This is a genomic window from Streptomyces sp. NPDC032940, from assembly GCF_040636935.1.
Lineage (GTDB): Bacteria > Actinomycetota > Actinomycetes > Streptomycetales > Streptomycetaceae > Streptomyces.
This window is the reverse complement of the sequence record NZ_JBEZVJ010000017.1, coordinates 95744-121533: the sequence shown is the minus strand read 5'-3', so window position 1 is coordinate 121533 and position 25790 is coordinate 95744. Positions and strand designations below refer to the sequence as shown.

General features: G+C 73.4%; 19 protein-coding genes. 17 read left to right on the top strand and 2 right to left on the bottom strand.

Annotated features, from left to right (window positions below; genetic code table 11):
• Positions 1-144: 144 nt before the first annotated feature.
• Complete coding sequence (locus tag AB0E77_RS21300; protein ID WP_361572917.1) at positions 145-978, bottom strand: HAD-IB family hydrolase; 834 nt, start codon at positions 976-978, stop codon at positions 145-147.
• Between the two features lie 575 nt (positions 979-1553).
• Between AB0E77_RS21300 and ssd the strand changes: the two genes are divergently transcribed.
• The 7 genes from ssd (at position 1554) to AB0E77_RS21265 (ending at position 7145) form a co-directional block, all read left to right on the top strand.
• Positions 1554-2681: a septum site-determining protein Ssd gene (gene ssd / locus AB0E77_RS21295; RefSeq protein WP_361572915.1), complete on the top strand. Its 1128-nt coding sequence runs from the start codon at positions 1554-1556 to the stop codon at positions 2679-2681.
• Positions 2682-3034: 353 nt separating this feature from the next.
• The gene (locus tag AB0E77_RS21290; protein WP_361572959.1) at positions 3035-4249 is read left to right on the top strand and encodes a TadA family conjugal transfer-associated ATPase; all 1215 of its coding nucleotides are present in this window, start codon (positions 3035-3037) and stop codon (positions 4247-4249) included.
• Entirely contained in the window at positions 4236-5105 is an 870-nt protein-coding gene (locus AB0E77_RS21285) for a type II secretion system F family protein (RefSeq protein WP_361572913.1), read from the top strand. Before AB0E77_RS21290 ends, AB0E77_RS21285 begins: the two co-directional genes overlap by 14 nt.
• Positions 5102-5911 carry a type II secretion system F family protein gene (locus AB0E77_RS21280; RefSeq protein WP_361572911.1) on the top strand — a complete coding sequence of 270 codons (810 nt, stop codon included), beginning with the start codon at positions 5102-5104 and terminating at the stop codon, positions 5909-5911. Before AB0E77_RS21285 ends, AB0E77_RS21280 begins: the two co-directional genes overlap by 4 nt.
• A 91-nt stretch (positions 5912-6002) precedes the next feature.
• On the top strand, positions 6003-6245 hold the full coding sequence (locus tag AB0E77_RS21275) for a DUF4244 domain-containing protein (RefSeq protein ID WP_361572909.1): 243 nt from the start codon (positions 6003-6005) through the stop codon (positions 6243-6245).
• Positions 6232-6717, top strand: a complete 486-nt coding sequence (locus AB0E77_RS21270; protein WP_361572907.1) for a TadE family type IV pilus minor pilin — start codon at positions 6232-6234, stop codon at positions 6715-6717. Before AB0E77_RS21275 ends, AB0E77_RS21270 begins: the two co-directional genes overlap by 14 nt.
• Positions 6714-7145, top strand: coding sequence for an Rv3654c family TadE-like protein (locus AB0E77_RS21265; protein ID WP_361572905.1), 432 nt, complete (start codon positions 6714-6716; stop codon positions 7143-7145). Before AB0E77_RS21270 ends, AB0E77_RS21265 begins: the two co-directional genes overlap by 4 nt.
• Here the strand turns inward: AB0E77_RS21265 and AB0E77_RS21260 are convergent.
• Positions 7063-9564 (bottom strand): DEAD/DEAH box helicase, encoded by a 2502-nt coding sequence (locus AB0E77_RS21260; protein WP_361572903.1) that lies wholly within the window; start codon positions 9562-9564, stop codon positions 7063-7065. The genes AB0E77_RS21265 and AB0E77_RS21260 overlap by 83 nt on opposite strands.
• Before the next feature lie 82 nt (positions 9565-9646).
• Between AB0E77_RS21260 and bldG the strand changes: the two genes are divergently transcribed.
• From bldG to AB0E77_RS21210, 10 genes are all read left to right on the top strand, one after another.
• Complete coding sequence (gene bldG / locus AB0E77_RS21255) at positions 9647-9988, top strand: anti-sigma factor antagonist BldG (protein ID WP_003975386.1); 342 nt, start codon at positions 9647-9649, stop codon at positions 9986-9988.
• 102 nt (positions 9989-10090) lie between these two features.
• Entirely contained in the window at positions 10091-10522 is a 432-nt protein-coding gene (locus tag AB0E77_RS21250) for an ATP-binding protein (RefSeq protein ID WP_361572901.1), read from the top strand.
• Between the two features lie 333 nt (positions 10523-10855).
• Entirely contained in the window at positions 10856-13261 is a 2406-nt protein-coding gene (locus AB0E77_RS21245) for a sodium-translocating pyrophosphatase (RefSeq protein ID WP_361572899.1), read from the top strand.
• Positions 13262-13466: 205 nt separating this feature from the next.
• Positions 13467-14057: a small secreted protein gene (locus tag AB0E77_RS21240; RefSeq protein ID WP_361572897.1), complete on the top strand. Its 591-nt coding sequence runs from the start codon at positions 13467-13469 to the stop codon at positions 14055-14057.
• A gap of 146 nt (positions 14058-14203) precedes the next feature.
• Positions 14204-15718: a methyltransferase gene (locus tag AB0E77_RS21235; protein ID WP_361572895.1), complete on the top strand. Its 1515-nt coding sequence runs from the start codon at positions 14204-14206 to the stop codon at positions 15716-15718.
• A 175-nt stretch (positions 15719-15893) separates the two neighbouring features.
• The gene (locus tag AB0E77_RS21230) at positions 15894-16091 is read left to right on the top strand and encodes a hypothetical protein (RefSeq protein ID WP_361572893.1); all 198 of its coding nucleotides are present in this window, start codon (positions 15894-15896) and stop codon (positions 16089-16091) included.
• A 271-nt stretch (positions 16092-16362) separates the two neighbouring features.
• A complete protein-coding gene (topA, locus tag AB0E77_RS21225) occupies positions 16363-19212 on the top strand; it encodes a type I DNA topoisomerase (RefSeq protein WP_361572891.1) in 2850 nt (949 codons plus the stop codon).
• Between the two features lie 144 nt (positions 19213-19356).
• On the top strand, positions 19357-22710 hold the full coding sequence (tmk, locus tag AB0E77_RS21220) for a dTMP kinase (protein ID WP_361572889.1): 3354 nt from the start codon (positions 19357-19359) through the stop codon (positions 22708-22710).
• Positions 22711-22816: 106 nt separating this feature from the next.
• Positions 22817-24022 (top strand): DNA polymerase III subunit delta', encoded by a 1206-nt coding sequence (locus AB0E77_RS21215; RefSeq protein WP_361572887.1) that lies wholly within the window; start codon positions 22817-22819, stop codon positions 24020-24022.
• 99 nt (positions 24023-24121) lie between these two features.
• Complete coding sequence (locus AB0E77_RS21210; protein WP_361572885.1) at positions 24122-25729, top strand: alpha/beta hydrolase; 1608 nt, start codon at positions 24122-24124, stop codon at positions 25727-25729.
• Positions 25730-25790: the final 61 nt, after the last annotated feature.

Genomic DNA, 25790 nt, shown 5'->3' with positions numbered 1-25790 from the left:
GGCCGACTGCGTTGTGAGGTGATCCTTTCGGATGTCCCTGGTCTCGCGGGCCGTTGATTCCTTTGTACTCCTGGCCCGGAACAAGCGGAAGCCCTAGCCGCACTTCTTTGCTTCCGCGGTCGAACACGGGTGGAAGGGCCCGGATCAGGCCACTGCCGTCCGGCGTCGGCTCGCGTACCAGACGAGGCCCGCGGTGGCCGCCGCGGCCCCTATCGCGGCGGCGGCGACGAGGGCCGGACGCGGGGGTACGGAGAAGCCCGGGATCCGCTGCTTGAGCCGGACGGGCCGGTGGAAATCGAGAATCGGCCATTCGCGCGCGACCGCCTCACGCCGCAGGGCCCGGTCCGGGTTGACGGCGTGCGGATGGCCCACGGCCTCGAGCATCGGCAGATCGGTCGCCGAGTCGCTGTACGCGTAGCAGCGGGCGAGGTCGTATCCCTCGGACGTGGCCAGCTCGCGGATCGCCTCGGCCTTGGTCGGGCCGTAGGCGTAGTACTCCACCTCACCGGTGAAGCAGCCGTCGTCGCCGACGATCATGCGGGTCGCCACCACCCGGTCCGCCCCGAGCAGCTCGCCGATCGGTTCGACCACCTCGGCGCCCGACGTGGAGACGATCACGACGTCACGGCCGGCGGTGTGGTGCTCCTCGATCAGGGACGCCGCCTCGTCGTAGATGATGGGGTCGATGAGGTCGTGCAGCGTCTCGGCGACGATCTCCTTGACCTGCTGGACGTTCCAGCCGCGGCAGAGCGCGGACAGGTACTCGCGCATCCGCTCCATCTGGTCGTGGTCGGCGCCGCCCGCAAGGAAGACGAACTGGGTATAGGCGGTGCGCAGGGCGGCCCTGCGGTTGATCAGCCCGCCTTGGTAGAACGACTTGCTGAAGGTGAGTGTGCTCGACTTCGCAATGACCGTCTTGTCCAGGTCGAAGAAGGCCGCGGTACGGGGCGAGGAGTGGTTTTCCACGACCCCGAGCATAGGCGCAGCCCATTCGGCGTAAGGTGGGGCGTGTGGGTTTGCCTGAGAAGGCTCTCGGGTACACCATGGAAGTCACGGATCGTTCGCGACCGTGCTAACCCGGTCCGACTCCTCCCCCCCCCGAGTCGGCCGTGGAGACGACCCCCGCTCTCCCCCCCGGCGGGGGTCGTCGCATGTCCGGGTGGGTTTTTCCTTCTGTAGCCCGCGTGCTCGGCGCGCTGGGATCGCGTGCAGGGCGCTGTTTGTCATGTCCATGAAAGATGACTGTGTGTAGCGGTCGGGCTGCTCAACGAGAGTCGCAGGCCGGGTGGAGCGCGGTGCCTGGGGATGTGCCGGTAAGGGTGACGGCGATATTCACAGACGCCCGGTTGTCCACAGTTTTCCACCAAGATCCACATCATTTCGCGGACCACTGCACCGTGATTCCACGCGTTCGGGCCGTGCGCTCATGACCGGCTCGCTTTGCCGGGTGCATATGGCCGGATTCCGGCCGAGCGGCGCTCGGGACGCCGACGCGGCAGAACACATCGAAACGGCACACATCCAAGCAGGATGCGACGAAGGGGGACGCAGGCATGACCGGGACCTTCACACACGATCCGCCGCCCACCGCAGGTGGGCGGCAGAGCGGCCCGCTGATCGTCACCGAGGACACCGATCTCCTCGACGATCTGCTGCGCCTGTGCGCGGCGGCCGGCGCCACACCCGAGGTGCACCACTCGGTGCCGGGGCAGCCCCCCGGGCCCGGGCAGCGCGGCAGCTGGGAAGCGGCGCCACTCGTCCTGGTGGGCGACGACGCCGCACGGCGCGTGCGCGGGGCCGCGCGCAGACGAGGCGTGGTGCTGGTCGGCCGCGACCAGGACGACTCCGGGGTCTGGCAGCGGGCCGTCGAGATCGGCGCCGACCACGTCCTGATGCTGCCCGACGGTGAGCAGTGGCTGGTCGACCGCATCGCCGACGTCGCGGAGGGCGTCGGCCGGCCCGCCCTCACGGTGGGCGTCATCGGCGGCCGAGGAGGCGCCGGGGCGTCCACGCTGGCCTGCGCACTCGCCGTCACCTCGGCACGCCAGGGACTGCGCAGCCTGCTGGTGGACGCCGATCCGCTGGGCGGCGGGCTCGACGTCCTGCTCGGCGGCGAGACGGCCGAAGGGCTGAGGTGGCCCGCCTTCGCGGCCTCGCGGGGGCGGGTCGGCGGGGGTGCCCTGGAGGAGTCGCTGCCCGAGCTGCACTCGCTGCGCGTGCTCAGCTGGGACCGGGGGGACTGCGTCGCCGTGCCCGCCCCCGCTGTCCGGGCGGTTCTCGCCGCGGCGCGGCGCAGGGGCGGCACCGTCGTCGTCGACCTGCCGCGCCGGGTCGACGACGGGGTCGCCGAGGTGCTCGCCCAGATCGACGTCGGACTCCTCGTCGTCCCGGCCGAACTGCGCGCCGTCGCGGCGGCCGGGCGGGTGGCCTCCGCGGTCGGCATGGTCCTGCGCGACCTGAGGGTCGCGGTGCGGGGTCCGTACGCACCGGGGCTCGACGACCGCGAGGTGGCCCGGCTGCTCGGGCTGCCGCTGGTCGGTGACGTGCCCGTCGAGTCCGGGCTGCTGCGGGCCGCCGAGGGCCGGCGGCCCCCGGGCGCCGCCGGACGCGGGCCCCTGGCGCGCTTCTGCCGGGAGTTCTGGGAACGGGCGCTGGCGGCGAAGACGGGCGGTGCGGGATGAGGACGCCGGGGTACGGGACGCGGGCGCCGGGGCGGGGTACGCGGGTGCCGCTGGGCGCAGAGCTGAGCGAGGGCCTGCCGGCCGGGGCGCTGGTCGTGAGGACGGCCGGGGGAGCGGGCCCCCGGCGGTCCGGCGGTGCGGGGCGCGGGGAGGTGGCCGGACGGCCTGAAGGGCGGGTGACGGGCGGACGGCCCGAGGTCCGGCTGACTGCCGGACGGCCCGCGTGGGCGGTCGCGGAGGCAGGGGCCGGGGAGCCCGTGGGGTCGTGCGCGCGGGTGCCGTCAGCCCCGGAGGCGTTGCCGGCCGCGGATCCCGTCGCCACGCCGGGGCGGGCTGCCGTCCGCGGGGGTGGGATCGAACCTGCCGCAGGGTCCGTCTCCGGGCTCCTCGACGGGGTGCGCAGGTGGCTCGCCGAGAGCGGGGCCGAGCCGACCCCGGCGCGCGTGGCACAGGCACTGCGGGAACAGGGGCGGGTACTGGGGGACGCGGAGGTCCTCGGTGCCGCCGAGCAGTTGCGGTCGGAGCTCGTCGGCAGCGGCCCCTTGGAACCGCTGCTCGCCGACCCGACGGTGACCGACGTACTCGTGTCCGCCCCCGACCGGGTCTGGGTGGACCGGGGCGGCGGCCTGGAGCTCACGCAGGTCGTCTTCGCGGACGCCGGAGCCGTACGGCGGCTCGCCCAGCGCCTCGCCGCCGTCGCCGGGCGCCGCCTCGACGACGCCCGGCCCTGGGTGGACGCCCGGCTTCCCGACGGCACCCGGCTGCACGCCGTGCTGCCACCGGTCGCCGTCGGCTGCACCTGTCTGTCGCTGCGGGTGGTACGACCGCGCGCGTTCACGCTCGACGAGCTGACGGCGGCGGGCACCGTGCCGCCGGGCGGGGACCGGGTGCTGCGGGCGCTCGTGCGGGCCAGGCTGTCCTTCCTCGTCAGCGGCGGCACCGGCAGCGGCAAGACCACTCTGCTGAGCGCGCTGCTCGGGCTCGTCGGACCCGGTGAACGGATCGTGCTCGCCGAGGACTCGGCGGAGCTGAGGCCGGACCACCCGCACGTCGTCCGCCTGGAGACCAGACCCGCCAACCAGGAGGGCGCGGGCCTGGTCAGCCTGGAGGACCTGGTGCGCCAGGCCCTGCGGATGCGGCCGGACCGGCTGGTCGTCGGAGAGGTGCGCGGCCCCGAAGTGGTGCATCTGCTCGCCGCGTTGAACACCGGCCACGAAGGCGGGTGCGGAACCGTGCACGCCAACGCCGCCGCCGACGTACCCGCCCGGCTGGAGGCGCTCGGCACCGCCGCGGGGCTGGACCGGGCGGCCCTGCACAGCCAGTTGGCGGCGGCCCTGTCGGTCGTCCTGCACCTGGTGCGCGACCGTGCGGGGCGGCGGCGGATCGCCGAGGTGCACGTGCTGGAACGGGACACGTCGGGCCTGGTGCGCACGCTTCCGGCGTTGCGGTGGGGCGCGGAGTCCTTCGTGGCGGAGCGCGGTTGGGAGCGGCTGCGGGAGCTGTTGCGCGGCGAAGGAATCGGCGCGCGGTCCGCAAAAGGAGGGCGGCCAGGTGATGGGAACGGGTGAACTGACGACGGCCGCCGCCCTGGCGTGCCTGGGAGCGGGGACGTGGCTGACGGCCGGGTGGCATTCGGGAGCACGACGCGCGCGGGTGCTGCTCGCGGGGAACGGAGTGGCCGGGACCGGTCCGCCCGTGGTGCGCCGGGTGACGGACGGTTTGAGGCGGGCGCGTGGTCGGCTGCCGGCCGAGTGGTGGCCCCTGGCGGCCGGGCTGGCGCTCGCGGTGCTGGGCACCTCGGTGCTCCCGGTCGTCGCGGGCGCGGCCGGAGTGCCGGTGCTGCGGCGGGTGCGGCGGGCCGCGCGGGAACGGCGGGACCGGGAGCGACGGCAGGACGCGGTGATCGCGCTGTGCGGCGCACTCGCGGGCGAAGTCCGGGCGGGGCGTCAGCCGGGCGAGGCCTTGCTGTACGCCGCACACGACTCCGGAGGACTCGGTGACGCGCAGGCGGGGGTACTGGCGGCGGCCAGGTTCGGCGGGGACGTTCCGGCCGCGCTCGCGGCGGCGGCACGCCGACCGGGCGCCGAAGGGCTGCGCGGCCTGGCGGCCTGCTGGCGGGTGGCCGTCGACCAGGGCGCCGGACTCGCGGCAGGGCTCGAGCGGCTGGAGGCCGCACTGCGCGCCGAGCGGGACCAGCGGGCCGACCTGCGCGCCCAGTTGGCGGGCGCCCGCGCCACGGCGGTGATGCTCGCCGGCCTGCCGGTGCTGGGCCTTCTGCTGGGCGTCGCTCTCGGCGCCGACCCGCTGCATGTGCTGCTGCACACCGGAGGAGGACTGGGCTGTCTGCTGGCCGGTGCGGTGCTGGAGGGCCTCGGCGTGTGGTGGGTGGCCCGGATCGTGCGGGGCGCGGAGGCGGCGGCGTGACCGGGGACGTTGTCCACAGGCTGGGGGCAGTGCTGGGGACGGTGCTGGTCCTCGGGTGGCTGACGGACCGGGCCGCGGCCGTGCGGCACGGGCGGAGGGTGCGCAAGCGGCTCGCGGCGTTGCTGATCCCGGTGCCGGTCCGGGCCGGTCCCCGGGGCGGCCAGGTGCTGGACGGCGCGCGCAGGTGGCTGCCCCTGGTGGGGACGGTGGGCGCCGGGTGGGTCCTGGCGGGGGGCGTCGCGGGTGCAGCGGTGGGGCTGGCGGTGGCGGCGGTGCTGTGGCGTCGGCGCGCACGGCGGCCGGCCGCCGGTCCGGACACCGGGTCGGCCGTGGAGGAGCCCCTCGCCGTGGAGGCAGCCCGTCAACTGCCCCTGGCGGCAGACCTGCTGGCGGCCTGCGTCGCGGCGGGCGCCGGCCCGGTGATCGCGGCCCAGGCCGTGGGAGACGCCCTCGGCGGGCCCGTCGGGGACGCACTGGTACGCGGCGCCGCGGAAGTCCGGCTCGGCGGCGAACCCGGCGGTGCCTGGCGCGGGCTGGCCGCGTTGCCGGCCGCCGGCCCACTGGCGCGACTGCTGGAACGGGCCGACGTGTCCGGCCTGCCCGCCGCCGGCCCGGTCGCCCGGTTCGCGGCCCAGGCCCGCGCCGACGGGGCGCGCGCCATGACGGTGCGGGCCCGCCGGGCGGCCGTCATGGTCACCGCGCCGGTGGGGCTGTGCTTCCTGCCCGCGTTCGTGGCGGTGGGCGTACTGCCGGTGGTGATCGGCCTCGCGGGCGGGGTGCTGGGCGGCGGAGGAGGGGGTGGGTGACGGAGCGGCGGAGTGGACCGGCGCGGAGCCGGCGGGCGACGGAACGACGGACGAGCGAGTGAACGACGGAACGAACCTCACGGGGGTTGTGATGAGTCAGTTGGTACGGGCACGGCTGCGTGCCCTGGTGTGCGGGGCACGTGTGGCGTGGCTGAGGGCCGCGTCGCGGCGGGACACGCTGCGGCGGGACGCGGGAATGGTCACGTCCGAGTACGCGATGGGCATCGTGGCGGCGGTGGCCTTCGCCGTGGTGCTCTACAAGGTGGTGACGAGCGGGGCGGTCAGCGCGGAGCTCCAGGGCATTGTGAAGAAGGCCCTCGATGCGCGGATGTGAGCGGTCGGCGGGACCCGACGCGCGTGGGAGAGGCGACGGAGGGTTCGTGACGGCGGAGGCCGCCGTGGTGCTGCCGGTGTTGGTGGTGTTCGCGACTGCGCTGGTGTGGGGCCTGCTGGTCGTGGCCGCCCAGATCCAGTGCGTGGACGCGGCCCGCACGGGCGCCCGCGCGGCGGCCCGTCAGGACCAGGCCGACGCGGTCGTCCAGGTCGCCCGCGAAGCGGCACCGGACGGCGCGCGGGTCAGCGTGGCCCGGGAGGCGGACCGCGTGCGTGTGGTGGTCGTGGCCGCACCTCCGATACTGCACGGCCTGCCCTTCGAGGTACGGGAGGAGGCGGTGGCCTCGGTCGAGCAGGCGGTGAGCCCGGCCGTGGAGCCCGCGGGGAGTCCGGCCGCAGATCCGGCAGCGGAGCCGGGACCGGGCCGGGGAGCCGACTCCCCGGTGGCCGAAGCGGTGGGGGCGGGGCCATGAAAGGCGGCCCCCCGTTCCGGCGGGCGACCGGTGCGGACGCCCCCGGGGACGGTGACCGGGGGTCTGCCACCGTCTGGAGTGTCGGCGCGATCGCCGTCCTGTGCTTGGTGTTCGGCATCGTGCTGGCCCTGGGGCAGGCCGTCGTCGCCCGGCACCGGGCGGCCGGCGGGGCCGACCTCGCGGCACTGGCGGCGGCCGACCACTGGGCGCTCGGCGGTACGGCGGCCTGCGCCCGTGCCGACCGGATCGCGCGGGCCCAGGACACGAGGCTGGTGCGCTGTGTCCTCACCGGCCAGGTCTCGGACGTGACGGCGACGTCGGGCCGGGGCCCCTTCAGAGCGGAGGTCAGGGCGCGGGCCGGCCCGGCGGAGGCGGCGTCCCTCCAGCCTCCCCCTCCGCCCGCGCAGCCCCCCGCAGCAGCACCGTGAGCAGCCGTACCGCCCCCCGTTTGTGCAGCGGATCGTTGCCGTTGCCGCACTTGGGGGACTGGATGCAGGACGGGCAGCCGGCGTCGCACTCGCAGGAGGCGATGGCCTCCCGGGTGGCCGTGAGCCAGGCCCGGGCCGTGTGGAAGGCGCGCTCGGCGAAGCCCGCACCACCCGGATGGCCGTCGTACACGAAGACCGTCGGCAGCAGCGTGTCCGGGTGCAGCGGCACCGACACGCCGCCGATGTCCCAGCGGTCGCACGTCGCGAACAGGGGCAGCATGCCGATCGACGCGTGCTCGGCGGCGTGCAGGGCGCCGCCGAGGATCTCCGGGTCGATCCGGGCCTCGTCCAGCTGGTCCTCGGTGACCGTCCACCACACCGCGCGGGTGCGCAGGGTCCGAGGAGGGAGGTCGAGCTTCGTCTCGCCGAGGACTTCACCGGTGATCAGACGCCGGCGCAGGAAGGAGACCACTTGGTTGGTGACCTCGACGGAGCCGAGGCACAGGCGTCCGTCTCCCCACGGGACCTCGAGGTCGGTATCGAGGACGGAGATCGACGTCGTGTCGCGGGCCACCGTCGAGTACGAGGGCGTGGCCTGCTCGACCAGGGCCACGGAGTCCTCCAGGTCCAGGGAGCGCACGAGGTAGGTGCGGCCCTGGTGGAGGTGGACGGCGCCCTCGTGGACGGTCGTGTGGGCGGCACCGGCGTCGACCGTGCCCAGCAGCCGGCCCGTCCCGGCCTCGACGACCTGGACCGGGCGTCCGCCCTCCCCGCGGATGTCGGTCAGGTCGGCGGCCCGTTCGCGGCGTGTCCAGTGCCAGGCCCGGGTCCGCCGGCGCAGCAGCTTCGCCGCCTCCAGCTGGGGGAGCAGTTCCTCGCAGGCGGGGCCGAAGAGCTTCAGGTCGTCCTCCGTCAGGGGCAGCTCGGCCGCGGCGGCGCACAGGTGCGGGGCGAGGACGTACGGGTTGTCGGGGTCGAGGACCGTGGACTCCACCGGCTGGTCGAACAGGGCCTCCGGATGGTGGACGAGGAAGGTGTCCAGCGGGTCGTCCCGGGCGACCAGCACGGCCAGCGCCCCCTGCCCGGACCGGCCCGCCCGCCCGGCCTGCTGCCACAGCGACGCCCGGGTGCCCGGATAGCCGGCGATGACCACGGCGTCCAGGCCCGAGATGTCGACGCCGAGTTCGAGGGCGTTCGTCGCCGCGAGGCCGAGGAGCTCGCCGGAGTGCAGGGCGCGTTCCAGGGCGCGGCGCTCCTCGGGGAGGTAGCCGCCGCGGTAGGCCGCGACCCGCCGGGGCAGCGACCGGTCGACCTCGGCCAGGCGCTCCTGGGCGATCACCGAGATCAGCTCGGCGCCGCGCCGGGAGCGTACGAAGGCGATCGAGCGCATGCCCTGCACAGTGAGGTCGGTGAGCAGGTCGGCGGCCTCGGCGGTGGCGGTGCGGCGGACCGGCGCCCCCTTCTCGCCCTCCAGTTCGGTCAGCGGCGGCTCCCAGAGGGCGAACACCAGTTCACCGCGGGGTGAAGCGTCGTCGGCCACCTCGACGACCGGCAGCCCGGTGAGCCGCCCGGCGGCCACCGAGGGCTCGGCGGCGGTGGCGGAGGCCAGCAGGAACACGGGCGACGCGCCGTAGCGGGCACACAGTCTGCGCAGCCTGCGCAGCACCTGCGCGACGTGTGAGCCGAAGACGCCGCGGTAGGTGTGGCACTCGTCGATGACGACGTACTTCAGCGACTTCAGGAAGGAGGACCAGCGGGCGTGGGACGGCAGGATCCCGCGGTGCAGCATGTCCGGATTGGTGAGGACGTAGGTGGCGTACTGGCGGATCCACTCGCGTTCCTCGAACGGCGTGTCGCCGTCGTACACGGCGGCTCGCACGGATGTGCCCAGCGGCCGTGCGAGTTCCTTCACGGACCGGCACTGATCGGCGGCCAGCGCCTTGGTCGGAGCCAGGTAGAGGGCGGTGGCGCCACGCCCGTTCGGGGCCTCGGAGCCGTCCAGGAGCGTCGAGAGGACCGGCACCAGATAGGCCAGGGACTTGCCGGAGGCGGTGCCGGTGGCGACGACCACCGACTCGCCGTCCAGGGCGTGTTCCGCGGCCCTTGCCTGGTGGGCCCAGGGGTGCTCGATACCCGCGGCCTGCACGGCGGCCACGACCTCCGGGCGAATCCGGTCCGGCCAGACGGCATGACGGCCCGCACGCGGGGGCAAGTGCTCCGTATGAGTGATGCGCGCAGCCCGGCTCGGTCCCGCGGCGAGCCGGCCCAGGACCGTGCCCGGATCCGGCCGGGAGCCGGGCCCCGCCGGGGGTCGGTCGGTTCGGTGATTCTCGGCCATCGGCACCGAGTGTGTCACTGGCGTGACGGACAATGGGACCAAGGCGTCGTGCACGCCTGCCGGTAAGTGATTGAATGCCATCGCGGCTGGCGAACCGTCCTGGGGGCTTCAAGCCGAGGTGTCCCGAGGGACGACCGCTCGATAGCAAGGTGCTGGAGGATCCGTGGACCTGTCCCTGTCGACCCGTACCGTCGGCGATCGTACGGTCGTCGAGGTCGGTGGCGAAATTGACGTATACACCGCGCCCAAGCTGCGCGAGCAGCTGGTCGAGCTGGTGAACGACGGGAGTTTCCACCTCGTCGTCGATATGGAGGGCGTGGACTTCCTCGACTCCACCGGGCTCGGCGTGCTGGTCGGCGGACTGAAGCGGGTGCGTGCCCACGAGGGCTCGCTGCGCCTGGTCTGCAACCAGGAGCGCATTCTCAAGATCTTCCGTATCACCGGCCTCACCAAGGTGTTCCCCATTCACACCTCGGTCGAGGAAGCGGTGGCGGCCACCGACTGACGACCGGTCCCGGGCCGTGGCCCGGGACGACCGAACCAAAGAGGGGCCGGGCTGTCGGCGGCCCGGCCCTTCGACAGCACGCCCGTAGTCCGAGGGGGATGCATGGCCACCGTCGAACTCCGCTTCAGCGCGCTGCCCGAGCATGTCCGCACCGCCCGTCTCGTGGCGGCGGCGGTGGCACGCAGGGCCGGAGTGGACGAGGCCGTCCTCGACGAGGTCAGGCTCGCCGTCGGCGAGGCCTGCACCCGGGCCGTGGGCCTGCATCAGCACGGCGGCATCACGGCGCCGGTCAACGTGTCGCTGATCGAGGAGGAGAAGCAGTTCTCCATCGAGGTCGGCGACAAGGCGCCGCACGCCGTGATCGGGCCCGTAACGCCGGAAGCCGCCGTCGACGACGCGGAGACCGAGGAGGACGAGATGGGCCTCGCGGTCATCAGCGGCCTCGTCGACGACGTGGAGGTCTCGGCCGGCCAGGACGGCGGACGGATCCGCATGACCTGGCCGACCGCGCCGGTGGTGCTGCCGCCGGCCTGACCCCGCCCCGCTTCACCCGAAGGGCCCTACCTCGTAGGGCCCTTCGTCATGTGCGGAAGACGCGGGCCGCGCCTACAGTGGCCCCGTGTCGCGTCAAGTGAATTCATTCACTACCGGCGGCGCGGAATGAGATCGCAGAAAGAGATCACGGAAGAGATCGTGAATAGGCTCGGGTCGGAGTCTCGCGGCGTTTAATGCCGGAGGGGCATTACTACTTCCGGGGCCCTTCCGGTTGACAGGGTAATTCTCTTTGTCGTGCACTGTTTTGATCAGGTTCCGGTACCTACAATCCCGTCCACATCTTGAGCTCAGCCCAAGCGTCAAGGAGGACGAATGGCGGAGCTTTCCACCCCTCATCAGTTGGGCGATGCCTCGACCGTCGCCGCCGCCGTACTGACCGACGGAAACCGCGCCCTGGTCGCGGTCATCGCGGTCGTGGCGCTGGCCGCCCTGGTGCTCGCGGGAGTCCTGGTGCGCCAGGTTCTCGCGGCGGGCGAGGGCACCGACAGCATGAAGAAGATCGCCGCGGCCGTCCAGGAAGGCGCCAACGCCTATCTGGCCCGGCAGCTGCGCACGCTCGGCGTATTCGCCGTCGTCGTGTTCTTCCTGCTCATGCTTCTGCCCGCGGACGACTGGAATCAGCGTGCTGGACGATCGGTCTTCTTTCTGATCGGCGCGGCGTTCTCGGCGGCCACCGGCTATATCGGCATGTGGCTCGCCGTGCGCAGCAATGTGCGCGTCGCCGCGGCGGCGCGGGAAGCGACACCGGCCCCGGGCGAACCGGAAAAGGATCTCACCCTCGTCTCGCACAAAGCGATGAAGATCGCCTTTCGCACGGGCGGCGTCGTCGGCATGTTCACGGTGGGACTCGGTCTCCTGGGCGCCTCCTGCGTGGTGCTGGTGTACGCGGCCGACGCGCCGAAGGTGCTGGAGGGCTTCGGCCTCGGCGCCGCGCTGATCGCGATGTTCATGCGGGTAGGCGGCGGCATCTTCACCAAGGCCGCCGACGTCGGCGCCGACCTGGTCGGCAAGGTCGAACAGGGCATCCCGGAGGACGACCCGCGCAACGCCGCGACCATCGCCGACAACGTGGGCGACAACGTCGGTGACTGCGCGGGCATGGCGGCCGACCTCTTCGAGTCGTACGCCGTGACGCTGGTGGCCGCGCTGATCCTCGGCAAGGTGGCCTTCGGCGACTCCGGACTGGCGTTCCCGCTGCTCGTGCCGGCGATCGGCGTGATCACCGCCATGATCGGCATCTTCACGGTGGCGCCCCGGCGCTCCGACCGCAGCGGCATGAGCGCGATCAACCGGGGCTTCTTCGTCTCCGCGGTGATCTCGCTGGTGCTGGTGGCGGTCGCCGTCTTCGTCTACCTGCCCGGCACGTACGCCGAGCTCGACGGCGTCACCGACGCGGCCATCGCCGCCAAGGACGGCGACCCGCGGATCCTCGCGCTCGTCGCCGTGGCGATCGGCATCGTGCTGGCCGCCCTGATCCAGCAGCTCACCGGCTACTTCACGGAGACCACCCGGCGGCCCGTCCGGGACATCGGGAAGACCTCGCTCACCGGCCCCGCCACCGTCGTCCTCGCCGGCATCTCCATCGGCCTGGAATCCGCCGTCTACACCGCCCTGTTGATCGGCCTCGGCGTCTACGGGGCCTTCCTGCTGGGCGGCACGTCGATCATGCTGGCCCTGTTCGCGGTGGCGCTGGCCGGCACCGGCCTGCTCACCACGGTCGGCGTGATCGTCGCCATGGACACCTTCGGACCGGTGTCCGACAACGCCCAGGGCATCGCCGAGATGTCCGGCGACGTCGAGGGCGCAGGCGCCCAGGTGCTCACCAACCTGGACGCCGTCGGCAACACCACCAAGGCCATCACCAAGGGCATCGCCATCGCCACGGCCGTTCTCGCGGCGTCGGCGCTGTTCGGGTCGTACCGCGACGCCATCACCACCGGCGCGCGGGACGTGGGCGAGAAACTCAGCGGCGACGGCGCGCCGATGAGCCTGATGATGGACATCTCGCAGCCCAACAACCTCGTCGGGCTCATCGCTGGCGCGGCGGTCGTCTTCCTCTTCTCGGGGCTGGCGATCAACGCGGTGTCGCGGTCGGCGGGTTCGGTGGTCTTCGAGGTGCGGCGGCAGTTCCGGGAGAAGCCCGGGATCATGGACCACACCGAGACACCGGAGTACGGCAAGGTCGTCGACATCTGCACCAGGGACGCCCTGCGCGAACTCGCCACGCCCGGGCTGCTCGCCGTGATGGCGCCCATCTTCATCGGGTTCACGCTCGGCGTGGGCGCGCTCGGCGCGTTCCTGGCGGGCGCGATCGGCGCGGGCACGCTGATGGCGGTGTTCCTCGCCAACTCCGGCGGCGCCTGGGACAACGCCAAGAAACTCGTCGAGGACGGCCATCACGGCGGCAAGGGCAGCGAGGCGCACGAGGCCACCATCATCGGCGACACGGTCGGAGACCCCTTCAAGGACACCGCGGGCCCCGCCATCAACCCGCTGCTGAAGGTCATGAACCTGGTGGCGCTGCTCATCGCGCCCGCGGTCATCAAGTTCTCCTACGGCGCCGACAAGAGCGTCGGCGTGCGGGTGCTGATCGCGGTCGTCGCGTTCGTCGTGATCGCCGCGGCGGTGTACGTGTCCAAGCGGCGCGGCATCGCGGTGGGTGACGAGGACAACACCGACCAGGAACCCAAGTCACCCGATCCGGCGGTCGTTTCCTAGGCACCGTTTGGGGCGGCGAGGAGCCGCCCTGCTCAACGTACGGGCGGACAGCGCGCACTGACGCGTCGTCCGCCCGTGCGGCGCGTCCGCGCGCCCTCACCGTGAGCCTTCTCTCTCTTGGTGCAAATGGCTGCAATACGGTCCTAATGGATGTTCGTCCTGCGGGTGTCCCCCATCCGGCGTGTATGTTCCGGGGCCGAGAGCCATGGAAGGGACCAATCCGGTGAACAAGAAGCTCGCGGCCGCACTGTCCGGCGGTGCGGTACTGGTACTGGCGCTGACGGGATGCAGCAGCGACGACGGCAACGACAAGCTGGACGCCTGGGCCAAGCAGGTCTGCGACGGGGTGCAGCCGCAGGCCAAGAAGATCGAGGCCGCCAACGCCGCGATCCAGAAGGAGACCTCGGACAACAGCACGCCGGAGCAGGTCCAGAAGACCGACGCGAAGGCCTTCCAGGACATGTCCGACGCCTACAAGGCGATGGCGAGCACGGTCCAGAACGCCGGGGCGCCGGACGTCGAGGACGGCGAGAAGAAGCAGCAGGACGCGGTCAAGGAGCTCAACGGCCTCTCGGCCTCGTACGCCTCGCTGAAGAAGCAGGTGGAGGGCCTCGACACCAAGGACCAGGCGAAGTTCGCCGACGGCCTCAAGGACGTCGCCACCGAGCTGAACAAGCTCGGCAAGTCCGGCAGCGACGCGCTGAAGACCCTCGAGGAGGGCGACGTCGGCAAGGCGATGGCCCAGCAGCCCAGCTGCAAGTCGGCCACCCAGTCGGCGCCGGCGGCCACGGGCTGACACCACGGCACCAGCGAGGCGGTGGGGGCACACCGGGCTCCGCCACCGGGGGCGGGGCGGCGCACCGGCCTCCGCCACCGGGAGGCGGGCGGCGCACCGGCCTCCGCCCGAGGGGCGCGAGGCGGAGCGCGGGCCACAATGGGGGTGTGAGTAACGCCAGCCTCTCCCCCCTGCCCTCCGCCGACCGCCCCGACGTCACCGCGCGGCTGCGGGACGCCCTGCTCGGGGCGTCCTTCACCGCCGACGGGCTGCTGGAGCTGCTCGGCGCCCCCGCCTACGCGGCGCTGTCGCGCAGCGAGGTCGTGCCCGCGCTCCGGGCCACCCGCGGCGACACGCCGCTGGAACTGCTCGTCCGGCTGTTCCTCCTCCAGCAACCGGTGTCCCACGCGCGCGTGGCGGACGTCCTGCCCGTCGACGCGTGCCTGGAGACCGGATGGCTCGTGCCCGTCGACGACGAGCTGGCGGCCACCGTGGACGTACGGCCGTACGGCGGACCCGACGGCGAGGACTGGTTCATCGTGTCCGACCTCGGCTGCGCGGTCGGCGGCGCCGGAGGCATCGGCAACCGCGCGGAGGGCGTCGTCCTCGGCGTCGGCGGTGCCTCCACGACCCTGGCCGGTCTCACCGTCCGCACCCCCGTATCCGCCGCCCTCGACCTCGGCACCGGCTCCGGCATCCAGGCGCTGCACGCCGCCCGCCACGCCACGCGCGTGACGGCGACGGACGTCAACCCGCGCGCGCTGCACATCACCGCGCTCACCCTCGCCCTGTCCGGCGCCCCCGCCGCCGACCTGCGCGAGGGCTCGCTCTACGACCCGGTCGGCGAGGGGGACACGTACGACCTGATCGTGTCCAACCCGCCCTTCGTGATCTCCCCCGGGGCCCGGCTGACCTACCGGGACGGCGGGATGGGCGGGGACGATCTGTGCCGCACGCTCGTTCAGCAGACGGGGGAGCGCCTGAACGAGGGCGGGTTCGCGCACTTCCTCGCCAACTGGCAGCACGTGGAGGGAGAGGACTGGACGGACCGGCTGCGCTCCTGGGTGCCGCGCGGCTGCGACGCGTGGATCGTGCAGCGCGAGGTGCAGGACGTCACGCAGTACGCCGAGCTGTGGCTCAGGGACGCCGGCGACCACCGCGGCGACGAGACCGAGTACCAGGCGCGCTACGACGCGTGGCTGGACGAGTTCGAGGCGCGCAAGGTCAGGGCCGTCGGCTTCGGCTGGATCACGCTGCGCAGGACGGCCGCCGCGGAGCCGTCGATCACGGCGGAGGAATGGCCGCACCCGATCGAGCAGCCGCTCGGCGAGACGGTGCGGACGCACTTCGACCGCCTCGACTACCTGCGCGAGCACGACGACGCGGCCCTGCTCGAGGCACACTTCGCGCTGGCCGCAGAGGTCGTCCAGGAGCAGGTCGGCCTGCCCGGCGCCGAGGACCCCGAGCACGTCGTGCTGCGCCAGAACCGCGGCATGCGCCGGGCCACCCGGGTCGACACCGTCGGCGCCGGCTTCGCGGGCGTCTGCGACGGCACCATGAGTGCCGGACGCATCCTGGACGCCATCGCCCAGCTGGTCGGCGAGGACCCGGTGGCGCTGCGCGACCGCACGCCCGCGCAGATCCGGCTGCTGGTGGAGCAGGGGTTCCTGGAACCGGCGTAGGGAATTCCCGCAGCGGCCGGCCGCGGTCCGCCGCTGCCTGCGGACCCGGGGGGAACGCGCCACGGGCAGCGCCCGTCGGCTCCCCGTTCACCTCGGGTTCGCCTGCCCGCCGCCCGCGCGTGACAGCCTCCCGGAGGCTGGACACTCGCGGACGGGGAAAAGGGGCACGGGGACCATGGAGAGCGGGCCGGCGATCTTCGCCGGAATGGTGTTCGCCCTGTTCGGGGGCGGCCTGCTGGTGTGGACCGTGACACGGGTGCGGCACGGCCGGCCCGTCGCGCTCGGTGTGAGCCCCGTCGCATCGGCGACCCTCGCGAGCGTCGTCGCCGTGGCCGCGCTGACCGCCGGGGCCTGGTGCCTGACGCGCGTGTGAGGGGCCGGATCCGGACGTCGGCCGCGGCCCCGCCCCGGTGATCGGGGGATCGCGCTCCGGATACGCGCATCATGGCTGGTCGGCACTCCGGGCGGCAGGAACAGGGTTCGTCGGGTTACCGTTCGAGTGGCCGTTGCGGGCTTTTCCCGTTTGACACGGGGGCGGGAGGTACCGTCACACTCCGCAGCGTCACGACCGAAACGCAGCACGACCCGAACCCGGGAGCACCGCCTGGGTCAGGCCCCAGTGTCGACCGGAGAGAAGAGCGAAGTTGTCCCCGACCAGCGAGACCGCGAACGGCGGCCGCCGACTCGTCATCGTCGAGTCGCCTGCCAAGGCGAAGACGATCAAGGGCTATCTCGGCCCTGGCTACGTCGTCGAGGCGAGCGTCGGGCACATCCGCGACCTTCCCAGCGGCGCTGCCGAGGTGCCCGAGAAGTACACCGGCGAGGTCCGCCGCCTCGGTGTGGACGTCGAACACGACTTCCAGCCGATCTATGTGGTCAACGCTGACAAGAAGGCCCAGGTCAAGAAGCTCAAGGACCTGCTGAAGGACTCGGACGAGCTCTTCCTCGCCACCGATGAGGACCGCGAGGGCGAGGCCATCGCGTGGCACCTCCAGGAAGTCCTCAAGCCGAAGATCCCGGTCAAGCGCATGGTGTTCCACGAGATCACCAAGGACGCGATCCGCGCCGCCGTCGCCAACCCGCGCCAGCTCAACCAGAAGCTGGTCGACGCCCAGGAGACCCGCCGCATCCTCGACCGCCTCTACGGCTACGAGGTCTCGCCGGTCCTGTGGAAGAAGGTCATGCCGCGCCTGTCGGCGGGCCGTGTGCAGTCCGTCGCGACGCGGCTCGTCGTCGAGCGGGAACGCGAGCGCATGGCGTTCCGCTCCGCCGAGTACTGGGATCTGACGGGCACCTTCGGCACCGGCCGCGCCGGTGACGCCTCCGACCCGTCGTCGCTGGTCGCGCGTCTGCAGACCGTCGACGGCCGGCGCGTGGCGCAGGGCCGAGACTTCGACTCCCTGGGGCAGCTCAAGAGCGCGAACACCCTCCACCTGGACGAGGCGAACGCCCGCGCGCTCGCCGCCGCGCTGGAGAGCACGCGCTTCGCCGTCCGCTCCGTCGAGTCCAAGCCGTACCGCCGCTCGCCGTACGCCCCGTTCCGTACGACGACGCTCCAGCAGGAGGCGAGCCGCAAGCTCGGCTTCGGCGCCAAGGCGACCATGCAGATCGCCCAGAAGCTGTACGAGAACGGCTACATCACCTACATGCGTACGGACTCGACGACGCTGAGCGAGACGGCGGTCGCCGCCGCCCGCGCCCAGGTCACGCAGCTGTACGGCGCCGACTACCTGCCGGCCCAGCCGCGCACGTACGCCGGCAAGGTGAAGAACGCGCAGGAGGCGCACGAGGCGATCCGCCCCTCCGGCGACCGCTTCCGCACGCCCGCCGAGACCGGTCTGACGGGCGACCAGTTCAAGCTGTACGAGCTGATCTGGAAGCGGACCGTCGCCTCCCAGATGAAGGACGCGACGGGCAACAGCGTCACGGTGAAGATCGGCGGCGCCGCCTCCGACGGCCGGGACGTCGAGTTCAGCGCCTCCGGCAAGACGATCACGTTCCACGGCTTCCTCAAGGCCTATGTCGAGGGCGCCGACGACCCGAACGCCGAGCTGGACGACCGCGAGCGCCGCCTGCCGCAGGTCGCCGAGGGCGACGCGCTGACGGCCGAGGAGATCACGGTCGACGGCCACGCCACCAAGCCCCCGGCCCGCTACACCGAGGCGTCGCTGGTCAAGGAGCTGGAGGAGCGCGAGATCGGCCGCCCGTCGACGTACGCGTCGATCATCGGCACGATCCTGGACCGCGGCTACGTCTTCAAGAAGGGCACGGCCCTCGTCCCGTCCTTCCTGTCCTTCGCCGTGGTCAACCTCCTGGAGAAGCACTTCGGCCGGCTCGTCGACTACGACTTCACCGCCAAGATGGAGGACGACCTCGACGCCATCGCCCGCGGCGAGGCCCAGTCCGTGCCGTGGCTGAAGCGCTTCTACTTCGGCGAGGGCACCGGTGAGGGCCGCGCGGCCGACGCGGGCAACGGCGACGGGGACCACCTCGGCGGCCTCAAGGAACTGGTGACCGACCTCGGCGCGATCGACGCCCGCGAGGTCTCCTCGTTCCCCGTCGGCAACGACATCGTGCTGCGCGTCGGGCGCTACGGTCCGTACGTCGAGCGCGGCGAGAAGGACTCCGAGAACCACCAGCGCGCCGACGTCCCCGAGGACCTGGCGCCGGACGAGCTGTCCGTCGAGCTGGCGGAGGAACTGCTCGCCAAGCCCAGCGGCGACTTCGAGCTGGGCACCGACCCGGCCACCGGCCACGCCATCGTCGCCAAGGACGGCCGCTACGGTCCGTACGTCACCGAGGTGCTCCCCGAGGGCACCCCGAAGACCGGCAAGAACGCCGTGAAGCCGCGGACGGCCTCGCTGTTCAAGTCGATGTCCCTGGACACGGTGACGCTGGACGACGCCCTCAAGCTGATGTCGCTGCCGCGTGTCGTCGGCACCGACGCCGAGGGCGTCGAGATCACCGCGCAGAACGGCCGCTACGGGCCGTACCTGAAGAAGGGCACGGACTCCCGGTCGCTGACGTCCGAGGAGCAGCTCTTCACGATCACGCTGGAAGAGGCGCTGGCGATCTACGCCCAGCCCAAGCAGCGCGGCCGGGCCGCGGCCAAGCCGCCGCTGAAGGAGCTCGGCACCGACCCGGTCAGTGAGAAGCCCGTCGTCGTCAAGGACGGCCGCTTCGGCCCGTACGTCACCGACGGTGAGACCAACGCGACCCTGCGCTCCGGCGACAGCGTCGAGGAGATCACGCCGGAGCGGGGCTACGAGCTGCTCGCCGAGAAGCGGGCCAAGGGGCCCGCCAAGAAGACGGCGAAGAAGACCGCGGCCAAGAAGACCACCGCCAAGAAGGCCCCGGCCAAGAAGGCGGCGGCGAAGAAGACCGCGGCCAAGACGACGACCGCCAAGAGCACGGCCGCCAAGACCACGGCGAAGAAGGCGGCCACGAAGACGGCCGCCAAGAAGGCCTCCGGCTCCCCGGCGTCGGAGGACTGAGAAGCCCTCCGGGCAGCTCCCGGGCCCCGTACGGCACACGCTGTCGTTCGCTGAGCGAACGCCCCGGCATCGATTCGGTGTCGGGGCGTGCGTACGTTCGGCCGGGTACCACGGGCTGTCGGTGACGCCCGATAGGCTGAACGCATGACGCGAGCCGACCAGCCAACGGCCCCTCACCCCGCCCCGGACGACGCCCTGGTCGCGGACTCCCGCGAGCGTGCCGTCCGCGCCCTGCTGCGCCGACCGCAGCTGAGGCGGTTGTGGAGCGCACAGCTCGTGGGGGGTGTCGGCGACACCCTCGCCCTGCTGGTGCTGGTCCTCCTCGCCGTGCAGGCCGCCATAGGCGCGGGCTCGTTCGGCGGGGGCTACCGGGGCGTGGCGTTCGCAGTGGCGACCGTTTTCGGCGTCCGCATCCTGGCGACGCTGCTCTTCGGCGCCGTCCTGCTCGGCCCGATCACGTCGCTCACCTCGCACGACGGTCCGCTCGACCGCCGCTGGACCATGGTGGGCGCGGACGGCCTGCGGGCGGCCCTGCTGATCGTGGCGCCGCTGTGGATCGACTGGACCCCGGACGACGCCCTCGCCGTCCTCCTGGTGACCGGCTTCGTCACCGGCGTCGCCGAGCGCTTCTGGACCGTGTGCCGGGAGGGCGCGGCCCCCGCGCTGCTGCCCGCGCCGCCCCCGGAGGGCGCGACGGTGCGGCCGCTGCCGGACCACATGGACTCCCTGCGCCGCCTGTCGCTGCGCACCGGCTTCGTGGCGATCCCCCTCGCCGCCGCCGTGCTCGTCGTCGCCGGACTGCTGAACAACCTGCTGGGCGCCGGCATCGACTGGTTCGCCCAGCACCAGGCGGCCCTCGGCTCGTACGTGGCGGCCGGACTGTTCGCCGCCTCCCTGTCCCTGGTGACCTTCCTCGAGCTGCCCGGTACCCGCACACCGCGCCCCCGGTCGCCGCTGGAGGGCATGCGCCGCCCGCGCTCGGCCGCCGGCGTCGACAAGGGCCGCAGCGGTGCCCTGCCGCTGCTGGTGTTCGCCTGCGCGGCCGTCGCCGCCGTCGTGTCCGCCGCGGTCGCCGTGGCGGTGCTGCACGCCAAGGACCTGGGCGGCGGCCCGGTGCTGTACGGGCTGATGGCCGGCGCCCTCACCGGCGGCGTGGTCGTCGGCATCCGCACGGCCCCGGCCCTGCTGCCCTCCCTGTCGCGCCGGCGGTTGCTGGCCCTGGCGATCGCCTTCGCCGGCGTCGCCCTGCTGGCCGCCGGTCTCGTCCCGGACGTCACCAGCGTGCTGCTGCTCCTCGCCCTGGCCGGCATCGGCGCGGGCGTGGCCGCAAACACCGGGCACGCGCTGCTCGACCAGGAGACCGAGGAGCAGCGCCGGTCCCGGACGGCCGACCACCTGCACGCCGTCGTCCGGGTCTATGTGGCGCTCGGCGCGGTGATCGCGCCCGTGGTGGCCGCGGCGATCGGGCCGCACCGCCTGGAGAACGGCAAGTTCGTCTTCGCGCACGGCGGCGCCGCGTTCGTGCTGATGCTGGCCGGCGCGCTGCTGCTGCCGGTGGCGGCGCTGGTGCTGGCCAAGGTCGACGACCGGTCCGGGGTGCCGCTGCGGCACGACCTCAAGGACGCGCTGCTCGGCGGTGACGACCCGGTGCCGACGCCCGCGGCGAACGGTTTCTTCATCGCCCTGGAGGGCGGCGACGGTGCCGGGAAGTCCACCCAGGCCCAGGCGCTCGCCGAGTGGATCCGGGGCAAGGGGCACGAGGTCGTGCTGACCCGTGAGCCCGGTGCGACGCCGGTGGGCAAGCGCCTGCGGTCGATCCTGCTGGACGTCTCCAGTGCCGGTCTGTCGCACCGCGCGGAGGCGCTGCTGTACGCGGCCGACCGCGCGGAGCACGTGGACACCGTGGTCCGGCCCGCGCTGGAGCGTGGCGCCGTGGTCATCTCCGACCGGTACATCGACTCCTCGGTGGCCTACCAGGGCGCCGGCCGCGACCTGTCGCCGACCGAGATCGCCCGGATCAACCGCTGGGCCACCAACGGCCTCGTCCCGCATCTGACGGTTCTGCTGGACGTGCCGCCGGAGACCGCGCGCGAGCGGTTCACCGAGGCGCCGGACCGTCTGGAGTCGGAGCCCGCCGAGTTCCACGCGCGCGTGCGGGCCGGTTTCCTGACCCTGGCCGCCGCCGACCCCGGCCGCTACCTCGTCGTGGACGCCGGCCAGGAGCCCGAGGCCGTCACCACCGTCGTACGGCACCGGCTCGACCGGGTGCTGCCGCTGTCCGAGGCCGAGATCAAGGCCCGGGAGGAGGCGCGCCGCAAGGCCGAGGAGGAGGCCCGGCGCAAGGCCGAGGAAGAGGCCGCGCGCAAGGCCGAGGAGGAGCGCCTGGAGCGCGAGCGCCTCGAACAGCTGGAGCGGCTGCGCGCCGAGGAGGAGGAGCGCAAGCGGCGCGAACTGGAGGAGGCGCAGCGGCGCGAGGCCGAGCGGCAGGCCGAGGAGGCCCGGCAGCGGGCCGAGGAAGCCCGCCGGAAGGCGGAGGAGGAGCGGGCCCGGCTCCTCGCGGAGGAGAAGGCCCGCGCCGAGGAGGAGGCCCGGCGCAAGGCCGAGCAGGAGCGGCTCCGCAAGCAGGCCGAGGAGGAGGCCCGGCTGCGCGCCGAGGCCGAGGCCCTGCGACTGGAGAAGCAGCGCAAGGCCGAAGAGGCCCTGATGCGGGCCGAGGAGGCACGCCGGGCCGCGGAGCAGGCGGCGGCCGCCGCCGCGGCGGGCCCCGGCCCGGCGGCTCCGCCCTCGGCGGACGGCCCCCGGCGCACCCCGGCCGCCCCGGCCGCGCAGGACCCCTCGGATGCGCTGACCGTGCCGACGCCCATCGTCACCCCGACGAACGCCTCCGGCGGTCCGGTGGAGGACACGGCGGTACTGCGCCCGGTACGGGACACCGGGGACGGCGTCGGCCGGCGTGACGACCGTCGCGACCGGCGAGCCGACGGCCGCGGCGACGACGGCCGCGGCGACGATGGCCGCGGCGACGACGGCCGGGCGTCCGGCGTGTCCGAGTCCGAGGTGACGGCCGAGCTGCCCAAGCCGCCCGCGCCGTCCGGCGCCGCGGACGAGACGGCGGTGCTGCCGGCCGTGGAGCCCCGGTCCGCCGACGAGACGGCCGTCCTGCCCCCGGTGACGCCGGGTGCCGCCGACGAGACGGCGGTACTGCCCCCCGTGCGCGGGGACGACCCGGCCGACCGGGTTCCGCCTGGCTACTTCCGGGAGGAGGGACCGGCCGGTGCCGGCCGGTCCGAGGAGCCGCAGGAGACCACGCGCGAGCTGCCGCAGATCGACCCCGACCAGGCACCGCCCCGCAGGCGCCGTTCCGACTGGGCCGAGGAGACCCCGCTGGACGACCTGCCGACCCTGGCGGACGAGCTGCTCGGCCCGAGGGACGACGACCGCGAGGACGGCCGTGACGGCGACGGGGGAGGCCGCGGCAGGGGCCGGGGACGGCGCTGACCGGCGCCCTCCGACCGGCCCGGAGCCCGTTGTCGGAGGCGGCCCCCACAATGGAGGGCGTGGCGCAGAGTGTGCGGCGGAGTGTGACGGAAGGACGGCGTGACCCATGACCGTGTGGGACGACCTCGTCGGGCAGGAGAAGGTGAGCGAGCAGCTCGCCGCCGCCGCCCGGGACGCCGACGCCTTCGTCACGGCCGCCGCGGCCGACGGCCCCCTCCCCGGAGCGTCGAGCATGACGCACGCCTGGCTGTTCACCGGCCCGCCCGGTGCAGGAGTGACGCAGACGGCGCGGGCCTTCGCCGCCGCGTTGCAGTGCGTGAGCCCCGACCGGGCCCTTGGCGGATCACCGGGCTGCGGCTTCTGCGACGGGTGTCATACGGCACTGGTCGGCACCCACGCGGACGTCAGCACGGTGGTCGCCGTGGGCGCGGAGATCCGGGCCCAGGACATGCGGGACACCGTCCGCAAGTCGTTCACCTCACCGGCGAACGGCCGCTGGCAGATCATCCTCGTGGAGGAGGCGGAGCGGCTCAACGAGAAGTCGGCGAACGCCGTCCTCAAGGCCGTCGAGGAGCCCGCCCCCCGCACGGTGTGGCTGCTGTGCGCCCCGTCCGTCGAGGACGTGCTGCCCACGATCCGCTCCCGCTGCCGCCACCTGAATCTGCGCACACCGTCGGTCGACGCCGTCGCCGACATGCTCGTCCGCCGCGAGGGCATCGAGCCGGACGTCGCCGCGTCCGTCGCCCGCGCCACCCAGGGGCACATCGACCGGGCCCGTCGGCTGGCCACGGATCCGGCCGCTCGGGCCCGCCGTGCGGCGGTGCTGAAGCTGCCGCTGCGCGTCGAGGACGTCGGCGGCGCGCTCAAGGCGGCCCAGGAGCTGGTGGACGCCGCCGCGGAGGACGCCAAGCAGCTCGCCGAGGAGATGGACACCAAGGAGACCGAGGAGCTGAAGGCCGCTCTGGGCGCGGCCCAGGGCGGCCGCCTGCCGCGCGGTACGGCGGGCGTGATCAAGGACCTCGAGGCGGACCAGAAACGCCGCAAGGCGCGCACGCAGCGCAACAGCCTCGACCTCGCCCTGTCCGAGCTCACCGGCTTCTACCGCGACGTCCTCGCGTACCAGCTGGGATCCCGCGTGGCGATCGCCAACGCCGACGCGGAGGACGTCCTGGAGCGGCTCGCCCGCGGCAGCACCCCCGAGTCGACCCTGCGCCGCATCGAGGCGATCGCCGCCTGCGGAGAGGCCCTCGACCGCAATGTCCCTCCGCTGCTGGCGGTGGAGGCGATGACGATGGCGCTCAGAGCGGGCTGAGCGCGAGCGGCCGACGCTCCCCGGCCGACGGCGTAACACGAACGAGGCACGCGAACCACGCACCGCGATGCCGTCGTCGCGGACAGTTACGCTCGCTGGATGCACACAAGGCGCACCCACCGCAGAACCCGTACCGGAACCACGCTGCTCGCCGCCGCGCTGCTCGCCACCGCCTGTTCGGCCGGGGGCGCCTCGACGTCGGCCGGTTCTCCGGCCGCGCAGGAGGCGGCCGGGGCGACCACGGCGGCGCAGACGACCCTGGCCGCGCTGCCCGAGGCCACGCCGTCGTCCCTGGCGCCGTACTACGGACAGAAGCTGAGCTGGCGCGACTGCGGTGTGCCCGGCTTCCAGTGCGCCACGATGAAGGCGCCGCTCGACTACGCGAAGCCGGCCGACGGTGACGTACGCCTCGCCGTGGCCCGCAAGAAGGCCACCGGCCCAGGCAAGCGGCTCGGCTCCCTGCTGGTGAACCCGGGCGGGCCGGGCGGCTCCGCGATCGGCTACCTCCAGCAGTACGCGGGCATCGGCTACCCGGCGGAGGTCCGCGCCCGGTACGACATGGTGGCCGTCGATCCGCGGGGCGTGGCCCGCAGCGAGCCCGTGGAGTGCCTCGACGGGCCGAGGATGGACGCGTACACGAAGACGGACGTCACCCCGGACGACGCCAGGGAGACCGACCTGCTGGTCGCCGCCTACAAGGGCTTCGCCGAGGGCTGCGGAGCGGACGCGCCGAAGCTGCTGCGCCACGTCTCGACCGTCGAGGCGGCCCGGGACATGGACGTCCTGCGGGCGGTACTGGGCGACGAGAAGCTGTCCTACGTCGGGGCCTCGTACGGCACCTTCCTGGGGGCGACGTACGCGGGCCTGTTCCCGGCCCGGACGGGCCGCCTGGTCCTGGACGGCGCGATGGACCCGTCCCTGTCCGCCCGCCGGCTGAACCTGGAGCAGACGGCGGGCTTCGAGACGGCGTTCCAGTCGTTCGCCAAGGACTGCGTACAGCAGCCGGACTGCCCGCTCGGCGGCAAGGGCACCTCCCCCGACCAGGTCGGCAAGAACCTGAAGGCATTCTTCGACGACCTGGACGCCAAGCCCGTCCCCACCGGCGACGCCGACGGCCGCAAGCTCACCGAGTCCCTGGCCACCACGGGCGTGATCGCGGCGATGTACGACGAGGGCGCCTGGCAGCAGCTGCGCGAGGCGCTGGGCTCGGCGATGAAGCAGCACGACGGCGCCGGCCTGCTCGTCCTGTCGGACAGCTACTACGAGCGCGGCGCCGACGGCCGCTACAGCAACCTGATGTCCGCCAACGCGGCGGTGAACTGCCTGGACCTCCCGGCGGCCTTCTCCTCCCCGGACCAGGTGCGCGCGGCCCTCCCCGACTTCGAGAAGGCGTCCCCGGTCTTCGGCGAGGGCCTGGCCTGGTCCTCCCTGAACTGCGCCTACTGGCCCGTCCAGCCCTCGGGCGAACCGCACCGCATCGAGGCCGCCGGCGCCACCCCGATCGTCGTGGTCGGCACCACCCGCGACCCGGCCACCCCGTACCGCTGGGCCCAGTCCCTGGCCGGCCAGCTCTCCTCCGCCCGCCTCCTCACCTACGAGGGCGACGGCCACACCGCCTACGGACGCGGCAGCACCTGCATCGACACGGCGATCAACACCTACCTCCTGCGCGGCACCCCACCGGCCGACGGCACGCGCTGCTCATAACCATCACCGTCGCCACCCGCCCCGCAGGCCCCGCCTCCGGGGCGGGTACGAAGCACCCCCG

Excerpts from the sequence above, each read along its gene's own strand:
- tmk (WP_361572889.1), top strand. The coding sequence starts at position 19,357 with ATGACGCGAGCCGACCAGCCAACGGCCCCTCACCCCGCCCCGGACGAC.
- AB0E77_RS21250 (WP_361572901.1), top strand. The coding sequence starts at position 10,091 with ATGGCCACCGTCGAACTCCGCTTCAGCGCGCTGCCCGAGCATGTCCGC.
- AB0E77_RS21300 (WP_361572917.1), bottom strand. The coding sequence starts at position 978 with ATGCTCGGGGTCGTGGAAAACCACTCCTCGCCCCGTACCGCGGCCTTC.
- AB0E77_RS21260 (WP_361572903.1), bottom strand. The coding sequence starts at position 9,564 with ATGGCATTCAATCACTTACCGGCAGGCGTGCACGACGCCTTGGTCCCA.
- AB0E77_RS21275 (WP_361572909.1), top strand. The coding sequence starts at position 6,003 with ATGAGTCAGTTGGTACGGGCACGGCTGCGTGCCCTGGTGTGCGGGGCA.
- AB0E77_RS21215 (WP_361572887.1), top strand. The coding sequence starts at position 22,817 with ATGACCGTGTGGGACGACCTCGTCGGGCAGGAGAAGGTGAGCGAGCAG.
- AB0E77_RS21265 (WP_361572905.1), top strand. The coding sequence starts at position 6,714 with ATGAAAGGCGGCCCCCCGTTCCGGCGGGCGACCGGTGCGGACGCCCCC.
- AB0E77_RS21210 (WP_361572885.1), top strand. The coding sequence starts at position 24,122 with ATGCACACAAGGCGCACCCACCGCAGAACCCGTACCGGAACCACGCTG.
- AB0E77_RS21285 (WP_361572913.1), top strand. The coding sequence starts at position 4,236 with ATGGGAACGGGTGAACTGACGACGGCCGCCGCCCTGGCGTGCCTGGGA.
- AB0E77_RS21230 (WP_361572893.1), top strand. The coding sequence starts at position 15,894 with ATGGAGAGCGGGCCGGCGATCTTCGCCGGAATGGTGTTCGCCCTGTTC.
- AB0E77_RS21270 (WP_361572907.1), top strand. The coding sequence starts at position 6,232 with ATGCGCGGATGTGAGCGGTCGGCGGGACCCGACGCGCGTGGGAGAGGC.
- AB0E77_RS21240 (WP_361572897.1), top strand. The coding sequence starts at position 13,467 with ATGGAAGGGACCAATCCGGTGAACAAGAAGCTCGCGGCCGCACTGTCC.
- AB0E77_RS21245 (WP_361572899.1), top strand. The coding sequence starts at position 10,856 with ATGGCGGAGCTTTCCACCCCTCATCAGTTGGGCGATGCCTCGACCGTC.
- ssd (WP_361572915.1), top strand. The coding sequence starts at position 1,554 with ATGACCGGGACCTTCACACACGATCCGCCGCCCACCGCAGGTGGGCGG.